Below are 16,537 nucleotides of genomic sequence, written 5' to 3'. Positions count from 1 at the left end.
GGGGGAATATGCGCTGGTGGGGGTGGCCGTTGGCGCTGATGCTGACGGCAGGGTGCGCGCACGTCCAACCGATGGCCGGGGTCGCGTCGGTGCTGCCGATGCGGCCGCCGGACCCTGACCCCGTCGACCCGGGCGTCCTGGCCAGGCAGCTGACCTCCATGCAGCTCGACTGGCCGGGCAGACGCCGGATCGACTGCAAGAAGGCCAAGTGCGTCGCGCTGACCTTCGACGACGGGCCGGGCGACCACACCGCCCGGCTGCTCGGCATGCTGCGCAGGCACGCCGCCAAGGCGACCTTCTTCGTCGTCGGCCAGATGGTCGCCGCCGACAGGCAGGGCAACCTGCGCCGCATGGTCGACGACGGGCACGAGCTCGGCAACCACTCCTGGAGCCACGAGCAGCTCACCACGCTGTCGGAGTCCGGGCTGCGCTATCAGCTCAAGCACACCCAGGACGTGGTCGAGCGGGAGACCGGGGTGCGGATGACGCTCATGCGGCCGCCGTACGGGTCGACCGACGCCTCGGTGGCCGCCGCGACCCGGCGCGAGGGACTGGCCCAGATCCTCTGGAACGTCGACACGCTCGACTGGCGCGACCGCAGTGCCTCGATCGTGGCCAGGCGCGCCGTCCAGGCGAAACCCGGATCGATCATCCTCATGCACGACATCCACCGCACCACCGTCGACGCCATGCCCAAGATCCTCGACGTGTTCGCGGGCAGGGGCTTCGCGTTCGTCACCGTGTCCGAGCTGTACGGCAAGCCGCCGGCACCAGGCAGGAAGTACACCGAACGATGATCGACGACATCATCAGGGGCTACACCTTCGACGAGCCCACCATCGACCTCGGCGCCCTGGTCGTGGACGGCGCCGGCCGCCCCGACGCCCAGGTACGCCTGCCGCTGCGCATGCTCAACCGCCACGGCCTGGTCGCCGGCGCCACCGGCACGGGCAAGACCAAGACGCTGCAGGTCATCGCCGAGCAGTTGTCGGCCGCCGGCGTACCGGTGTTCCTGGCCGACATCAAGGGCGACCTGTCCGGCATGGCCCAGCCCGGCGACCCGTCCGACAAGCTCATGGAACGCACCGCCGGCATCGGCCAGATCTGGTCGCCGCAGGCCTGCCCCACCGAGTTCTACGCGCTCGGCGGCATCGGCGAGGGCATCCCGCTGCGCGCCACCATGACCGCCTTCGGGCCCACCCTGCTGTCGAAGGTGCTCGGGCTCAACGACACCCAGGAGTCCTCGCTCGGGCTCATCTTCCACTTCGCCGACCAGGCCGGGCTGCCGCTACTCGACCTCAAGGACCTGCGGGCGGTCATCCAGTACCTGCTCGACAACCCCGACGCGCTCAAGGGCGTGGGCGGGCTGTCCAAGCAGACCGCAGGGGTGATCCTGCGGGCGCTGGTGAACTTCGCCGCCGAAGGGGCCGACCAGTTCTTCGGCGAGCCCGAGTTCGACACCGCCGACCTGCTGCGGGTGATGCCGGACGGGCGGGGGATGGTGTCGATCCTGGAGCTGCCGGCCGTACAGGATCGTCCGGCGATGTTCTCGACCTTCCTGATGTGGCTGCTGGCCGACCTGTTCAGCGGCATGCCCGAGGTGGGCGACCCGGACAAGCCGCGCCTGGTCTTCTTCTTCGACGAGGCGCACCTGCTGTTCAGCGACGCCTCCAAGGCGTTCCTGCGCTCGATCACGCAGACCGTGCGGCTGATCCGCTCCAAGGGGATCGGCGTGTTCTTCGTCACGCAGACGCCCAAGGACGTGCCGGCCGACGTGCTCGCGCAGCTCGGCGCCCGGGTCCAGCACGCGCTGCGGGCCTTCACCCCGCAGGACGCCAAGGCGCTGAAGGCGACCGTGTCCACCTTCCCCAACTCCTCCTACGACCTGGAGGAGGTGCTCACGCAGCTCGGGATCGGCGAGGCGGTCGTGACCGTCCTGTCGGAGAAGGGCATCCCGACGCCGGTGGCCTGGACCCGGATGCGGGCCCCGCGCTCGCGCATGGCGCCCGCCGACGCGGCCGTGGTGCAGGGCGTGATCGCCGCCTCGCCGCTGCGTCCCAAGTACGCGCAGGCCATCGACCGCGACTCGGCCTACGAGATCCTGGCCGCGAAAGTGATCCCCCCACCTGAGGCTCCGCCCGAGGTCGAGCGGCCGGTGGAGCCTCCGCGCTCCGCCGAACCCACGCTGCTGGAAAGCGTGCTTGGTTCGTCCGTCTTCAAGTCGTTCGCCCGCTCCGCCGCCAGCTCGCTCGGGCGCGAGATCAGCAGATCCATCTTCGGTACGGCCCGCCGCCGCCGCTGACTGTCGGTCAGGTCTGGCACCCTGGTCGGCATGGGTTTCACCGGCTTCCCCGACGAGGCGTTCATCTTTTTCGAGGGCCTTGAGGCGGACAACTCCAAGGCGTACTTCACCCGCCACAAGCACCTCTACGAAGACGCGGTCAGGGCGCCGATGCTCGCCCTGACCGACGCGCTGGGCCCGGAGTTCGGGGCGGCCCAGCTGTTCCGGCCCTATCGCGACGTGCGCTTCGCCAAGGACAAGTCCCCTTACAAGACCCACCAGGGCGCCTTCATCGACACCCAGCCGGGCATCGGCCTCTATGTCGAGGTCAGCGCCGCCGGGCTGTTCCTGGCGGGTGGCATCTACACCCAGGCCGCCGACCAGGTGGCCCGCTACCGCGAGGCCGTCTCCGCCGACCTGTCCGGCAAGCCCCTGACCAGGATCGTCGCGGACCTCCAGGCCCGGGGCTACGAGATCCGCGGCGACCGTCTGAAGACCCGCCCGCGCGGCGTCCCCGAGGACCATCCGCGCCTCGACCTGCTGCGCCACCGCTCCATCTACGCCGGCGTGCGGGCCGAGCCGGAGCCGTGGGTCCACACGCCGGAGGTCGAGTCCCGGGTCCGCGCGGCCTGGCGGGAGTTCGGGCCGCTGGTGGAGTGGCTGTCCACGCACGTACGCGGCTCCGAGCTACCTCGCCGCTGAGAGCTTTGGGCCGCTCCGTCCCGGCCGGGGTTGCGGCACCGGTACCGTTGCAGCGTGTTCGGCGACGTTCCCGGGGCCTCCAGGCGGGAGTGGCTGTGGATCTGGGGGATCGCCGGGGTGGCCGCGGTGGTCTACTCGGTGCTGTCGTTCGTACGGGTCCACGCGCTCAAGGCCGGCACCTACGATCTGGTGATCTTCGATCAGGCGGTGCGGTCCTACTCCGAGTTCCGGCTGCCGATCGCCATCGTCAAGGGCGTGCACAACGACTTCGGGGCCGGCTTCTCCGTGCTCGGGGACCACTGGTCGCCGATCCTCGCCCTGCTGGCGCCGCTCTACTGGCTGCATGACGGGCCGGAGACGCTGCTGATCGCGCAGTCGGTGCTGCTGGCGGCGGCGGCCGTGCCGCTCTGGGTGTTCGCCCGGCGGGCGCTCGGGACGGGAGCCGCCTACGGGGTGGCGATCGCCTACACGCTGTCGTGGCCGGTGGCCGAGGCGGTGGCCTTCGACTTCCACGAGGTGGCGTTCGTGCCGCTGCTCACCGCGGTCATGCTCGAACGCCGGCAGGCCGGGCGCAAGGTCGCCGTCGTGGTGGCCGCGCTCGGGCTGCTGTGCGTCAAGGAGGACATGGGGCTGCTGGTCGCCGGGTTCGGGCTGGTGCTGCTGACCCAGGCCGGGTGGCGGGTGCTCGGTGGCGGGTTCGTGCTGGGCGGGGTGGCGTTCACGGGGCTGGCCTCGCAGGTGCTCATCCCGGCCTTCGGCGGGCGGCCCGACTACTACTGGGCCTACGGGGCGCTCGGCGACGGGGTGTCCAGCGCGGTGCGGACGATCGTGACCGACCCGCTCACCGCCTTCGGGTTGCTGGGGACGCCGCCGGTCAAGCTGGTGACCCTGCTGCTCCTGCTGGGGGTCTCGGCGCTGGCGGCGCTGGGCTCGCCGCTGGTGCTGATGGCGGTGCCGTTGCTGGCGGAGCGGATGCTGGCCAGCTCGTTCCCCAACTGGTGGGTGCCCGAGTACCACTACAACGCGTTCCTGGTCGTGGTGATCTTCGCGGCCGGGGTCGACACGGTGCGGCGGTTCGGGCGGCTGCGGAAGGTCTGGGTGGCGGGGATCGTGGTGTTCGCGCTGGCCGCTGTGCCGTTCTTCTCGCTGGCGCAGCTCGCCGACCCCGGCTCGTACCGGCGTGAGCCGCGGGAGGTGGCCGCCGCCGGGGCTGTGGCCACGGTGCCCGACGGGGCGCTGGTGGAGGTGGCCAACAACCTGGGGCCGCTGCTGACCGGACGGGCGCGCGTGCTGCTGCTCGACCGTACGCCCCGGTGGGCGCCCTGGGTGGTGGTGGAGGTCGGGCGGCGCGTGTTCCCGTTCAAGAACGCGGCGGAGCAGGCCGACCGGCTCGACGCGCTGGTGGCGGCGGGGTACCAGATCCGGTTCCGGCAGGACGCCTATGTCGTGCTGCACCGGCCTGGTCCGGATCCGAAGCTCTAGGGGCCGCCGGTCTGCACCTGGTCGCCGCGCAGGATCCGGTCGACGGACTGGCTGGCGGCCGAGGTGGCGGCGGTGGTGACCACGGCGATCAGGACCGCGACCAGCGGCGTGGCCAGGCTGCGCAGGCTGCGGACGTTTCTGACCCGGCCCCACGGCTCCCCGGCCAGGTGCATGAGCCGCCACTCCCAGAAGAGCCCGAGGCCGATGTAGACCAGCGCGACCTGCCCGACCACGATCGCCAGTAACTGGAGCTTGTCGAAGGCGGAGACGTCCGGCTCGGCGAAGGCGGGCAGGTACGCCGACAGCTCCGTGACCAGGGCGGCGGCCATCAGGTGCAGCACCTTCGTCATTGGCTGCGTGCCCCTGATGCGCGGGTAGAAGTAGCCGAACAGGAAGCCGAACGCGGGCAGTGTCAGCAGGTAACGGGCGTCGAAGAGGTAGCTGGCCAGGTCGGGGCCGGTGGGCAGGCCGTACATGAACAGGAACGGCAGGCTCAGCAGCAGGCAGATCACGAAGGCGTGCACGCCGTTGTGCCAGGGCGTGCAGGCGGCGCTGGTGGCGAAGGCGGTCTCGGGGTGGCGGCCGTGCCCGTCCAGGGCGGTTTCGAGCTCGTCGCGCTGCTGCTCGAAGTCGCCCATCGACAGCTCTCCGGCGCCGATCCTGCCGCGGCCGACGCGGTAGAGCTCCTGCTCGGAGACGAGCAGCAGCCGCTTGTGCAGGGCGCGGCGCACCACCGCGCGGTGCTCCTCGGGGGTACGCGGCTCGTCCAGCCCCTCCGGTACGGGCCCGAGCAGCCACCACGCGGAGATCCACGCGAAGACCGAGGTGACCGAGAGCAGGGGCACGGTGACGTCGAGGTCGGGCAGGCTGCCGGTGCCTCTGGGCGACAGGTGGAGCACCATCAGGCAGACGGTCACGCTGGCCACGGCGGCGCGGTGGTGCACGGCGCCCAGCTCGCCGCCCAGGCGGCGCAGCCGCAGGATCAGCAGGACGAAGCCGAGCAGGAGCAGCCCGAGCACGCCGCGGATCAGCGGGGTGAGCTCCAGCGTGCCGAGCATGGGCTCGGGATGGTCGACGGGCGTGCTCCAGGACCCGTCGTCGAGCCATTCGGTGGGCCAGCCCTGCATGAGCAGGCTGAGGATCACCGCGGCCACGACGGCGCCGCGCGACCAGGTTCTGGTGACGACGGCGACGGCGCCGATCGGGATCAGCGACCAGAACAGGCCCAGTACCAGGTGGACGCTGTCGGGCGGGTAGACGTCGTAGAAGAGCGCCTTGAACCACAGGGCGAGCGCCAGGGTGCCGATGGCGGTTCCGGCGGCCACGGCGGCCAGCCGTACCACCACGAAACGGATGCCGAGGTCGGCGCTGAAGGCGATCGCGGCGCCCGCCGCGGCCAGCGCGGCGACGGCGACGCCGGTGATCAGCTGGGGCGGGTGGAGCTGGATGTGGCGGGCCGACCACAGGAACATGGCGAAGGCCACCAACACGCCGAGCGCGGTCACCGCGAGCGCGTCGCGGCTGGTCCAGGGCGCGGGCGTGGGCACCATGCGGCTGGCGTGGCGCACCGCGATCGCGGGCAGCACGCCGAACATCACGACGTACGCGATGCCCTGCAGGCCCTTGGCGTAGAACGGGCTGGCCAGCACGGGCGCGGCCAGCATCAGGCCGATGAACAGCTCCCGGTTGTGGAGCCGCTGCCACCACGGGCGGCCGAGCGAGCGCAGCAGGAAGGCGACCAGCAGCAGCGCGGTGACGATCGCCAGCTCGCTGCCCCAGGAGAAGGCCTCGTCCTCCTCATGGTCGACGAAGCCGTGGGAGTCGTGAACGAGGGTGACGGTGACCTGGTAGTTCACCGTGAACTGCAGCCGCTCGGCCTCCTCCCGCTCCGGTTCGAGACCCGAGGTGCGCAGCACGCTCCACTCGGTGGGGAACAGCGTGATCGTGCGCTGGTTGATCAGCGAGGGCTGGACGCCGGGCGCCTGGAACTCCAGCGTCAGCTCCTCGCCCCTGGCCAACTGGCGCAGCACGATCACGCGGAACTCGGCGGTGGACTTGCCGCCGGAGGTGGTGAGCTCGGCCGGGTACCTGACGGTGGGCGCGAGCCAGCCGCCGCCCACCTTGAGCGCGCCGAGGCCCTTGTCGGTGATCGCCCGCAGGTCCGGGGGCACGCTGCCCCTGATCCAGCCGGCGAGCGGGTCGTCCTCGTCCATGCGGAACGTGTGGGTGATCGTCACCCTGACCTGATGCCGGCGCTCGTCGATGCGGGCCGGCGGCACCTGGCGAAGGTCGGCGGCGGTGGCCCTGGCGATGGTGACGTCGGTGGTTGCCCTGCGCTCGTCGGCCGCGCCGGAGGGCAGCGGCCGCGACCCGTCGGGCTGTCCCCGCGACAGCGGCCGATCCACCGGCATCGCCGTGAGCGTGCACCAGATGATCGCCGCAGCCGAAAGGGCGGCGAGCCCGTACGCGACGACCCTCCGGATCAAGCCCACACCTTGGATGATTCATGTGAGACCGCTGATGTTCCACGGACCTAGGTAACGGTGTGATTACACCGGTCCGCGAACTGGGAGATCGGGCTAATCTGCCCCCTTTGTGCCCGATGAGCAGAGAGGGGACTGCGAAATCGTGTGGATCACCCGGCGGCTTCGCCGCGACAAGCAGAAGGGACAGGCCGACGACGGCCGCTTCCCGGTCGAGCGGAAGTGGGGCTGGCAGCTACAACTGAGCGCCCAGGCGGAGACCGCCTTCATGACCGGTCTGCGCGCCTACGAAGAAGGGGGCGGCAAGCTCACCATCCACGGGGAACACGGGATTCTGACGCTCGCGGACCCGCCGCGGGCGATCTCGCTCTACGTGCTGGCCGCGCGCTTCGCGGCCCTGAGCCACAACGCGCTGCGCGACCCGGAAGGCGCGGTCGAAGGGCTCATGAAGGTCTGCGTCGAGGTCGCGCAGCCCGGGGTCCTGCACCTGCGCGGGACGGCCTCCACCGAGGTCCTCGCCGCCGTGCGCGAGGTCACCGAGAACCTCGGCAGCTGGTACGGCGACGCCGAACTCGGCTACGTGTCGGTGATCGCCCCGGGCGAGGACGAGAACACGCTGATGATCGATCTGGCCAAGGCGGCCGGACGCCACGCCGCCGGTGCCGCCATGCGGGAGGTGGTCCAGGGGCTCATCGACGACGGTGAGGTGACCTGGGCCCGGCCCCCGGTGGGGGAGCAGCGGCGGCTGTCGCTGCAATAGAACGCCGAAGGGGTACGGCAGACGCCCGCCGTACCCCTTTGACGTGGTGTGTCAGTTGTTGCGCTTGGCCCGCGCGACGGTGCGGGCGCGGGTGGAGGCGTCCAGCACGACCTTGCGGATGCGGACCGTCTCCGGCGTGATCTCCACGCACTCGTCGTCCCGGATGAACTCCAGCGCCTGCTCCAGCGACAGCACCCGCGGCGGCGTCAGCGTCTCGGTGACGTCGGCCGTGGAGGAGCGCATGTTGGTGAGCTTCTTCTCCTTGGTGATGTTGACGTCCATGTCGTCGGAGCGCGAGTTCTCGCCGACGATCATGCCCTCGTACACCTCGGTGGTGGGGCTGACGAAGAGCGTGCCGCGCTCCTGGAGGTTGAGCATGGCGAACGCGGTCACCGGACCGGAGCGGTCGGCCACCAGCGAGCCGTTGTTGCGGGTGCGCAGCTCGCCGAACCACGGCTCGTAGGCCTCGAAGACGTGGTGCACCAGGCCGGTGCCGCGCGTCTCGGTGAGGAACTCGGTGCGGAAGCCGATCAGGCCGCGCGCCGGGACCACGAACTCCATGCGGATCCAGCCGGTGCCGTGGTTGGTCATGTGCTCCATGCGGCCCTTGCGGACGGCGAGGAGCTGGGTGACGGCGCCGAGGTACTCCTCGGGGCAGTCGACCGTGAGGCGCTCGACCGGCTCGTGGAGCTTGCCGTCGACCTCCTTGGTGACGACCTGCGGCTTGCCGACGGTCAGCTCGTAGCCCTCGCGGCGCATCTGCTCGACCAGGATGGCCAGCGCCAGCTCGCCACGGCCCTGGACCTCCCACGCGTCGGGACGCTCGGTCGGCAGCACGCGCAGCGAGACGTTGCCGACGAGCTCCTTGTCGAGGCGGTCCTTGACCATGCGGGCGGTGACCTTGGAACCCTTGGCCTTGCCGACCAGCGGCGAGGTGTTGGTGCCGATGGTCATCGAGATGGCCGGCTCGTCGACCGTGATGAGCGGCAGCGGGCGCGGGTCCTCGGGGTCGGCCAGCGTCTCACCGATCATGATCTCGGGAATGCCCGCGATCGCGATGATGTCGCCGGGACCGGCCTCCTCGGCGGGCTTGCGCTCCAGCGCGTCGGTCATGAGCAGCTCAGTGATCTTGACGCGCTGGATCGTGCCATCGGTACGGCACCACGCGACCTGCTGACCCTTGCGGATCTTGCCCTGGTGGATACGGCACAGCGCGATCCGGCCCAGGTAGGAGGAGGCGTCGAGGTTGGTGACGTGCGCCTGCAGCGGGGCGCTCGGGTCGTAGGTCGGCGCCGGGATCGTCGACTTGATGATGTCGAACAGCGGCTCGAGGTCCTCGGAGTCGGGCATGCCGCCGTCGTCGGGCCGCGCCAGCGCGGCGCGCCCGGCCTTGGCCGAGGCGTAGACGATCGGGAAGTCGATCTGGTCGTCGGTCGCGTCGAGGTCCATGAACAGTGCGTAAACTTCGTCGACGACCTCCGCGATGCGGGAGTCGGGACGGTCGACCTTGTTGATGCACAGGATGACCGGCATCTTCGCCGACAGCGCCTTGCGCAGCACGAAGCGCGTCTGGGGCAGCGGGCCCTCGGAGGCGTCCACCAGCAGCACGACGCCGTCGACCATCGACAACCCGCGCTCGACCTCGCCGCCGAAGTCGGCGTGGCCGGGGGTGTCGATGATGTTGATGGTCATGTCGCCGTGCTTGACGGCGGTGTTCTTCGCGAGAATGGTGATGCCCTTCTCGCGCTCTAGGTCGTTGGAGTCCATGACGCGGTCGTCGACGTCCTGGTTGGCGCGGAAGGCCCCGGACTGCCAGAGCATGGCGTCGACCAGCGTGGTCTTGCCATGGTCGACGTGCGCGATGATCGCGATGTTCCGCAGGTCGTCGCGGCTGTTCAAAGGCATGATGACGTCTCGCTCTGTGTTCGTGGAGGCAGACCGCGCGAACCGCGGCCTATTAAGTCTAGTTGATCCCGCTCATGGCAGGAGCGGCACGAGGTGCCGGGCGGCGAACGCCCTGGCCTCCTCATCGCTGCTCAGGGGTACGACACTGTCCGGGGTGAGCAGGAACGACAGGGTCACCCTTATGAACACCTCGGCGACCGCTTCTGATTCCGGGCTGCGCAGATGCCCGGCCAGATGTTCCCTCGCCACCCTAAGGTACGGCCCCGCCTCCAGCGTCAGGTGCGGCAGGATCGTCTCCGGCTCCCCGGCCAGGAGCCTGCCGAGCAGCGCGTGCCCGCGCACTCCCCGCAGGGTGACCGCGAACCCCTCCGCCACCTGGTCGGCCAGCGTCGGCAGCGGCCCCACCGCCGCCTCGAACTCCTTCAGGAACCGGTGGAGCTCTCGCATGATCAACGCCTGGATGAGGTCGCCCTTGCGGGAGTAGCGGCGGTAGACGGTCACCCGCGACAGGCCCGCCGCGCGGGCGACGTCGTCCATGGTGGTCCGGCGCAGGCCGTGCTCCACGATCCGCGCGAAAGCGGCATCGAGGATGCGATCGGCCGTCTCGTCCATGGCGCAAGCGTAGAGATACATAGCCGCTTGCACATTCATGATGATGCCGGGGCGGGCGTTGCTCCCTACATTGACGGCATGACCTGGACAGAGTTGGTCATGAACGCGGCTCCGGCCGGCGGCGACCGTCCCGCGGTCACCGACGTACGGACCGGCGAGGTCATGACCTATGCCACTCTCGTCCGCCGAGTCACTCACGCGGCGGCCGGGTTGCGCCGTCACGGCTTGAGGTACGGCGACCACGCGCTGGTCGACCTGCCTCCGGGCGCGGCACTGCCGTGCGCGGTGCATGCCGTCGCCTGGGCGGGCGGGGTGGCGCTGCTCAATCCGGGCGGCGTCGCGCGGCTGGCCGTCGTCCACCGGATGCGCGAGACGCGGGCGGAGAAGGTGTTCACCTTCGAGCCGGGCCAGGGACCGGACCGGTTCTCCTCGCTGATCGGCGAGGAGCGCGTGGACTTCGGCCCGCTGGCAGGACCGGCGCTGACCCTCGACGGCCGGCGGGTGCTGAGCCACGAGGAGCTCGCCGGCGACCTGCGCAGGCTCGCCGCCCGGCTGCTCATCGACAAGGACGACGTGGTGCTGGTGGCCGTCACCGACGTGTTCAAGGCGCTGCGCGCGCTGGACCTCGCGCTCATGTGCGGCGCGCACGTGGTCGTGGCGCACGAGCCGACGCTGATCGGCTGCAGGGTGCTGGCCAGCGAGCACGCGGCCACGCTGGTCGTGGCGCCGTACGAGCTGGCCAGGCGGCTGCTGGGCGATCCGCTGCTGCGGGTGGTCGACGACCGGGCGGTCACGAGCTCACTCGCGCTGTGAGAAAACGGTGACAGAGCGCGCCAAGTGCGCCACTGTGAAGTCATGGCGGATGCCCCGCGGCACAACCTGCCGGCCGAGCCCAACCGGTTCGTCGGCCGTGAGCGCGACATCGGCGACCTGTGCGCGATGTTCGACGAGACGCGCGCGGTGACCTTGTGCGGAGTCGGCGGCATCGGCAAGACGCGGCTGGCGTTACGCGTGGCCCACCGGCTGCTCGACGACTTCGCCGACGGCGTGTGGGCGGTCGAGCTGGCCAAGATCTCCCGGCCCGAGCTCGTCATGCAGGAGATCGCCGAGGTGTTCGGGCTGGAGAGCGAGCGCGGCCGCGACCTCACCGACGCCGTCGTCACCCGGCTGGCCGGGTCGAGCTGCCTGGTCCTGCTGGACAACTGCGAGCACCTCGTCGAGGCCACCGCGCACGCGGCGGCGGCGCTGATGGCCGGCTGCCCGGGTATACGGGTGCTGGCCACGAGCCGGGAGGCGCTGCGCATCTCCGGCGAGCTGATCTGGCACGTGCCGCCGCTCGACCTGCCCGGCGCCGACCCGTCGGCGGCCGAGTCGGTGCAGTTGTTCCTCAACCGGGCGCGGGCCGCCGGAACCCAGCTCGGCGAGGAGAGCCTGCCCGACGTGGCCAGGCTCTGCCGCGCGCTCGACGGGCTCCCGCTGGCCATCGAACTGGCCGCCGCCCGCACCCGCATGCTGAGTCCGGGCCAGATCGCCGACCGGATCGACGACCGGTTCGCACTTCTCACCTCCGGCGACCGTACGGCTCCCGCCCGGCAGCGGACGCTGGCCGCGGCGGTCGAGTGGAGCCACGATCTGCTGTCGGAGGCGGAGAAGACGCTGCTGCGCCGGCTGTCGGTGCTGGCCGGCGGCTTCGACCTCGACCTGGTCGAGCGGGTGTGCGCCGAGCCGCCGCTGTCGGAGTCGCGCATGGTCACGCTGCTGGGCGCGCTGGTCGACAAGTCGCTGGTGGTCTGCGACGAGGACCGCGGGCGCTTCCGGCTGCTCGACACCATCCGGCAGTTCGCCGCCGAGCGGCTGGCCGACTCCGACGAGGAGCGGATGGTACGCGACCTGCACCTGAGGGTGCTGTGCAAGCTTCAGGAGCGGGCCTTCGACGCGGAGTTCCTCACGCCCGGCGTCACCTGGCGCGAACGGCTGGCCGCCCACACCGGCAGCCGCGACCGGCTCGCCGACCAGCGGGCCGCGCTGGAGTGGGCGCTGCGCTCCGGCAACGTCACCATGGGCCTGCGGTTGTGCATGCGCAGCAGCGGCCTGCTCTCGCTGGGCGGCAGCGCCGCCGAGGTCGTCGGCTGGGTCGAGCGGCTGCTGCGGCAGGACCTCAGCCTGGTGGCGCCGGAGCAGATCGGGCTGGCGAAGGGCTACCTGGCGTACGGGCTGCTGACCCGCGACGACCTCGACAGCGGCCTGGCCGCCGCCCGCGAGGGACTGGCCGGCATGGCCGGGGACCCGTTCGTCCTGGCCACGGCCCACACGGTGGCCGGCGGAGCACTGCTGCGCATGGGCAGGGGCGACGAGGCGACCGCCCACATCGACAGCGCGCTGGCGGTGGCCAGGGACAACGGCGACCGGTTCAACGAGGCCGGGGCGCTCATCGAGGGGTCCATCTACTCGCTGCAGCGCGGCCGCCAGCGCGAGGCCCAGCGCGGCGCCGAGGAGGCCTACGCCGTGGCGAGCGCGCACGGTCATCCGTGGATTCTCGCCATGGCCGCCTCCCACCTGGGTCTTGCCGCCGAGACCCGCGGCGACCTGGAGTCGGCGGCCGAGCACTACGACGCGGCCATCTCCTGGCTGCGCGAGCTCGGCAACCGCGGCGACCTGGCCCAGAACCTCGCCAGGAGCGGCCGCGTCTGCGCGCACCTCGGCGACCTGGCCGCCGCCCGCGAACGGCTGGCCGAGGCGGTCGCAATGGCCCGCGAGTGCGGCCTGCGCCAGGCCATGAACCGCTGCCTGGTGTCGCTGTCCGCGCTGGCGCGGGCCGAGGGCGACCTGGAGAGCGCGGTGCTGGCCTCGTCCGCGGTGGCCGCCCTGCGCGAGTCGATGGGCCAGCGGACCGGCTCGGTCAAGGTCGACGAACTGCTGTCGGCCGCCCGCGCCAAGCTGGGCGAGGGCCGTACCACGTCGTTGTGGTCGAGGGGGCGCTCGCGGCCGGCGTACGAGGTGGCGACGCAGGTGCTTGAGGGGCGCAGGCCGGAACCGGCCGCGGGCCCGGTCCAGGTGGAGCCGGTACGCGCCTCACTGCTGACCACCCGCGAACAGGAGATCGCCGGCATGCTCACCCGCGGCCTGTCCAACAAGGCCATCGCCGAGGAGCTGGTGATCAGCCCCGCCACGGTGGCCCGGCACATCGCCAACATCATGGACAAGCTCGGCTACACCTCGCGCGCGCAGATCGCCGTGTGGGCCGCCGACCATGGTGTTCCTTCTGCATAATCATCTGCATAATCCGCCCCATGCGCGCGGAACCCGGCGTCCCTACCGTGGTCGCATGGACCAGCGGATCGTCATGATCGACCCCGGGACGGGGCAGACGCTCACCGAAGAACAGCACGATGAGCGGCTGGCCACGGCGGCCGCGCTGCTCCGGCGGCGAGGGGTGCGGGCGGGTGACACGGTGCTGATCTGCCTGCCGGTCGGATCCGACCTGCTGGTGGCGGCGGACGCGGTGATGGCGGCGGGAGCGGCCGTCTCGCCGCTGGCGCCCGACGGCGACGGCCTCTGGGAGCGGGTCGTGACCAGCTCCGCCCGGCTGATGATCTCCGACGATCCGCGGGCGCTCGCGGCGGCCCAGGACTCCAGGATCAGGGTGGTGATGAGCGCCGCTGAGCTGGGTGCCTAAGCTCGGATTCATGCCGCTTGCGAAGAATTTTCCCGTCATGCTCAGGACCTCGGACGGCATCCGCCTGGAAGGGGTCCACACGCCCTCCGCCTCCGCCTCTGATGCCGGGATCGTGCTGGCCCACGGGTTCACCGGGTCGTGGCGGTGCGCGGACACGCGCCGGATCACGCACGTGCTCAGCCGGTTCGGCGGCGTGGTGTCCTTCGACTTCCGCGGGCACGGGCACTCGGGCGGCGAGAGCACCGTGGGCGACCTTGAGGTCCACGACGTGGAGGCCGCGGTACGGCACGCGCGGGTCATCGGATACCGCAAGATCGCCGTGGTGGGTTTCTCCATGGGGGCGGCGGTCGCCGTACGGCATGCGGGATTGCACGGGGGGATCGACGCGGTGGTCGCGGTGAGCGGCCCCGCGCGGTGGTACTACCGGGGCACCAAGCCGATGCGCCAGGTCCACTGGGCGATCGAGAAGCCGATCGGCCGGATCGCCGCGCGCGTGGTCAAGCGGACCCGGATCGCGCGCGGCCAGTGGGACCCGGTGCCGATGCCGCCGCACGAGGCCGCCGCCCTGATCTCGCCCACGCCCTTGCTGATCGTGCATGGGGACGCGGACACGTTCTTTCCCCTGGAGCACGCCCGTCAGCTCTACGACGGCGCCCGGGAGCCGAAGGAGCTGTGGATCGAGCCGGGGTACGGCCACGCCGAGTCGGCGGCCAGGCCCGATCTGGTTCTCCGGATCGGAAAGTGGATTGATTCGAACCTTTCCTGAGTAATAGGCGTCTACCTAGGGCGGATGGAAGAAAACCGCCGGGAGAAAGTCCTTGGGGAAGGAAACCGCCCCGGGTGGAGACCGTAGGACATACTTCATGTAGTCAGGCGGTCGCCCAGCGTTGCGGGGGCGCGCTGGGTGCCATCTAGACGTGCGAAGGGGCCCGCGGGATCGCGGGCCCCTCTCGTACCTCCGCACTTTCCCCAGGTCAGCCCAGGTCCACCCGCTTCCGGACCCACCGCTTCCGGGTCCACCCGGGTTCCGGGCCCACCCGGGTTCCGGGCCCACCCCGCCTTCCGGGGTTCACCCGCTTCCCGGCCCACCCGCATCCGGGCCCACCCCGCCTTTCGGGGTTCACCCGCTTCCGGGTCCACCCGCCGCCGGGGTGATCCGGCGCCGGGTTTGGCTTGTCGGGGGTTCGGGTTTTTGGTGGGTCAGCCCAGGCGGGCGATGGTCTTGTACTCCAGGTAGGCGCTCAGGCCTTCGGGGCCGAGTTCGCGGCCGAGGCCGCTGGCCTTGTAGCCGCCGAACGGGACGTTGGCCTCCAGCATGAGGCAGTTGACGCCGTAGGTGCCGGTGCGGACCTGGCGGGCGATGTCCATGCCGTGGTCGGTGTCCGCGGTCCAGACGGTGCCGCACAGGCCGTACTCGCTGTCGTTGGCGATGCGCAGCGCGTCCGCCTCGTCCTCGTAGGGGATGACGGCGAGCACGGGGCCGAAGATCTCCTCGCGGGCGATCCGCATGTCGTTGGTGGCGCCGGCGAAGACGGTCGGGGCCACGTACCAGCCGCGGTCCATCGGGCGGGTCAGGCCGCCGACGACGACCTTGGCGCCCTCGTCCATGCCGATCTTGATGTACCCCTCCACCCGCTCCTGCTGCCGCTTGGCGACCAGGGGGCCGATGCCGGTCGCCGGGTCGGCCGGGTCGCCGACGGGCTGGGAGCTGACCATGGCGGCGACGGCCTCGACGACCTCGTCGTACCTGTTGCGAGAGGCGAGGATGCGCGTCTGGGCCACGCAGGCCTGGCCGTTGTTCATGAGCGAGGCGATGGCGAGCATGCCCATGCTGGCGGGCAGGTCGGCGTCGTCGAGGATGATGGCGGCGGACTTGCCACCCAGTTCGAGGCTGACCCGCTTGAGCTGCTCGCCGCAGATGGCGGCGATGCGCCGGCCGGCGGCGGTGGAGCCGGTGAAGGCGACCTTGTCGACGTCCGGGTGGGAGACGAGGTGCTCGCCGGCCTCGCGGCCCGCGGGGACGATGTTGAGCACGCCCGCCGGGATGCCGGCCTCGGTGATCATGTCCGCGAACATGTAGGAGTCGAGCGGGGTCTCCGGCGCGGGCTTGAGCACGATCGTGCATCCGGCGAGCAGCGCCGGTGCGATCTTGGTCATCGAGACGAACTGCGGGACGTTCCACGGCACGATCGCGGCCACCACGCCGACGGGCTCGCGCCGGACGGTGGTGGGGCCGAACAGGCCGGGACGCTCCTCCTCCTGCTCGAACGTCTTGCCGTACTCGGCGTAGAACTGCAGCATGCCGAGCGGCTGAGGTGTCTGGGCGAGGTTGGAGAACGTGATCGGCGAGCCCATCTCCTCGGTGATGAGCGCGGCCATCTCGCCCTGCTTGGCGGCGTAGATGTCGGCCAGCCTGCCGATGGCCGCGGCGCGTTCCGCGAAGGTCATGCGGGGCCAGGGGCCGTGGTCGAAGGCCGCGCGGGCGGCGGCGACCGCGCGGTCCATGTCGGCCGGGGTGCCGTCGGGTACCCGGCCCACGACCTCCTCGGTGTGCGGGGAGATGACGTCGATCACACCGGTGCCCGCGGGGGCCACCCATTCGCCCCCGATGAACAGCGTGTCGTGCTGGCGCATGT

General features: G+C 71.1%; 13 protein-coding genes. 9 read left to right on the top strand and 4 right to left on the bottom strand.

All coding sequences use genetic code 11. The annotated features are described in order from the left end of the window. The first annotated feature begins 38 nt into the window (after window positions 1-38). Genes ACFWY5_RS02100 through ACFWY5_RS02085 form a run of 4 tightly spaced genes read left to right on the top strand, consistent with a single transcriptional unit; the run spans window position 39 to window position 4,465 of the window. The gene (locus tag ACFWY5_RS02100) at window positions 39-797 is read left to right on the top strand and encodes a polysaccharide deacetylase family protein (protein WP_379612459.1); all 759 of its coding nucleotides are present in this window, start codon (window positions 39-41) and stop codon (window positions 795-797) included. Continuing rightward, window positions 794-2,302 (top strand): helicase HerA-like domain-containing protein, encoded by a 1,509-nt coding sequence (locus tag ACFWY5_RS02095; RefSeq protein WP_379630311.1) that lies wholly within the window; start codon window positions 794-796, stop codon window positions 2,300-2,302. The genes ACFWY5_RS02100 and ACFWY5_RS02095 overlap by 4 nt, the downstream gene beginning before the upstream one ends. 30 nt (window positions 2,303-2,332) lie before the next feature. Next, window positions 2,333-2,983 carry a DUF2461 domain-containing protein gene (locus ACFWY5_RS02090; protein ID WP_379612457.1) on the top strand — a complete coding sequence of 217 codons (651 nt, stop codon included), beginning with the start codon at window positions 2,333-2,335 and terminating at the stop codon, window positions 2,981-2,983. A 54-nt stretch (window positions 2,984-3,037) separates the two neighbouring features. Next, window positions 3,038-4,465 (top strand): DUF2079 domain-containing protein, encoded by a 1,428-nt coding sequence (locus ACFWY5_RS02085; RefSeq protein ID WP_379612456.1) that lies wholly within the window; start codon window positions 3,038-3,040, stop codon window positions 4,463-4,465. Here ACFWY5_RS02085 and ACFWY5_RS02080 read toward each other — a convergent pair. Further along, a complete protein-coding gene (locus tag ACFWY5_RS02080) occupies window positions 4,462-6,951 on the bottom strand; it encodes a hypothetical protein (protein ID WP_379630310.1) in 2,490 nt (829 codons plus the stop codon). The two genes, ACFWY5_RS02085 and ACFWY5_RS02080, sit on opposite strands and share 4 nt — an antisense overlap. A 142-nt stretch (window positions 6,952-7,093) precedes the next feature. On the opposite strand from ACFWY5_RS02080, the gene ACFWY5_RS02075 reads away from it, so the two are divergent. Then, entirely contained in the window at window positions 7,094-7,708 is a 615-nt protein-coding gene (locus tag ACFWY5_RS02075; protein ID WP_379612454.1) for a hypothetical protein, read from the top strand. Window positions 7,709-7,759: 51 nt separating this feature from the next. Here ACFWY5_RS02075 and typA read toward each other — a convergent pair whose 3' ends face one another. Both typA and ACFWY5_RS02065 read right to left on the bottom strand, forming a co-directional pair. Further along, on the bottom strand, window positions 7,760-9,613 hold the full coding sequence (gene typA, locus ACFWY5_RS02070; RefSeq protein ID WP_379612453.1) for a translational GTPase TypA: 1,854 nt from the start codon (window positions 9,611-9,613) through the stop codon (window positions 7,760-7,762). Window positions 9,614-9,685: 72 nt separating this feature from the next. Next, window positions 9,686-10,225, bottom strand: a complete 540-nt coding sequence (locus tag ACFWY5_RS02065; RefSeq protein ID WP_379630309.1) for a TetR/AcrR family transcriptional regulator — start codon at window positions 10,223-10,225, stop codon at window positions 9,686-9,688. A gap of 78 nt (window positions 10,226-10,303) precedes the next feature. Here ACFWY5_RS02065 and ACFWY5_RS02060 point away from each other — a divergent pair, with 78 nt between their 5' ends. From ACFWY5_RS02060 to ACFWY5_RS02045, 4 genes are read left to right on the top strand one after another with little or no spacing between them, the layout of a single operon-like run. Continuing rightward, window positions 10,304-11,038 carry an AMP-binding protein gene (locus ACFWY5_RS02060; protein ID WP_379612451.1) on the top strand — a complete coding sequence of 245 codons (735 nt, stop codon included), beginning with the start codon at window positions 10,304-10,306 and terminating at the stop codon, window positions 11,036-11,038. 42 nt (window positions 11,039-11,080) lie between these two features. Continuing rightward, window positions 11,081-13,495 carry a LuxR C-terminal-related transcriptional regulator gene (locus tag ACFWY5_RS02055; protein ID WP_379630308.1) on the top strand — a complete coding sequence of 805 codons (2,415 nt, stop codon included), beginning with the start codon at window positions 11,081-11,083 and terminating at the stop codon, window positions 13,493-13,495. Window positions 13,496-13,550: 55 nt separating this feature from the next. Beyond that, the gene (locus ACFWY5_RS02050) at window positions 13,551-13,901 is read left to right on the top strand and encodes an AMP-binding protein (RefSeq protein ID WP_184960361.1); all 351 of its coding nucleotides are present in this window, start codon (window positions 13,551-13,553) and stop codon (window positions 13,899-13,901) included. Window positions 13,902-13,911: 10 nt separating this feature from the next. Next, a complete protein-coding gene (locus tag ACFWY5_RS02045) occupies window positions 13,912-14,667 on the top strand; it encodes an alpha/beta hydrolase (RefSeq protein WP_379612449.1) in 756 nt (251 codons plus the stop codon). Window positions 14,668-15,101: 434 nt separating this feature from the next. Here ACFWY5_RS02045 and ACFWY5_RS02040 read toward each other — a convergent pair whose 3' ends face one another. Continuing rightward, window positions 15,102-16,535: an aldehyde dehydrogenase gene (locus tag ACFWY5_RS02040; protein ID WP_379630307.1), complete on the bottom strand. Its 1,434-nt coding sequence runs from the start codon at window positions 16,533-16,535 to the stop codon at window positions 15,102-15,104. Between the last annotated feature and the right edge of the window lie 2 nt (window positions 16,536-16,537).

Source organism: Nonomuraea sp. NPDC059007 (assembly GCF_042740555.1).
In the GTDB taxonomy this organism is placed as follows: Bacteria; Actinomycetota; Actinomycetes; order Streptosporangiales; family Streptosporangiaceae; genus Nonomuraea.
This window is presented reverse-complemented; position numbering and strand designations above follow the sequence as displayed.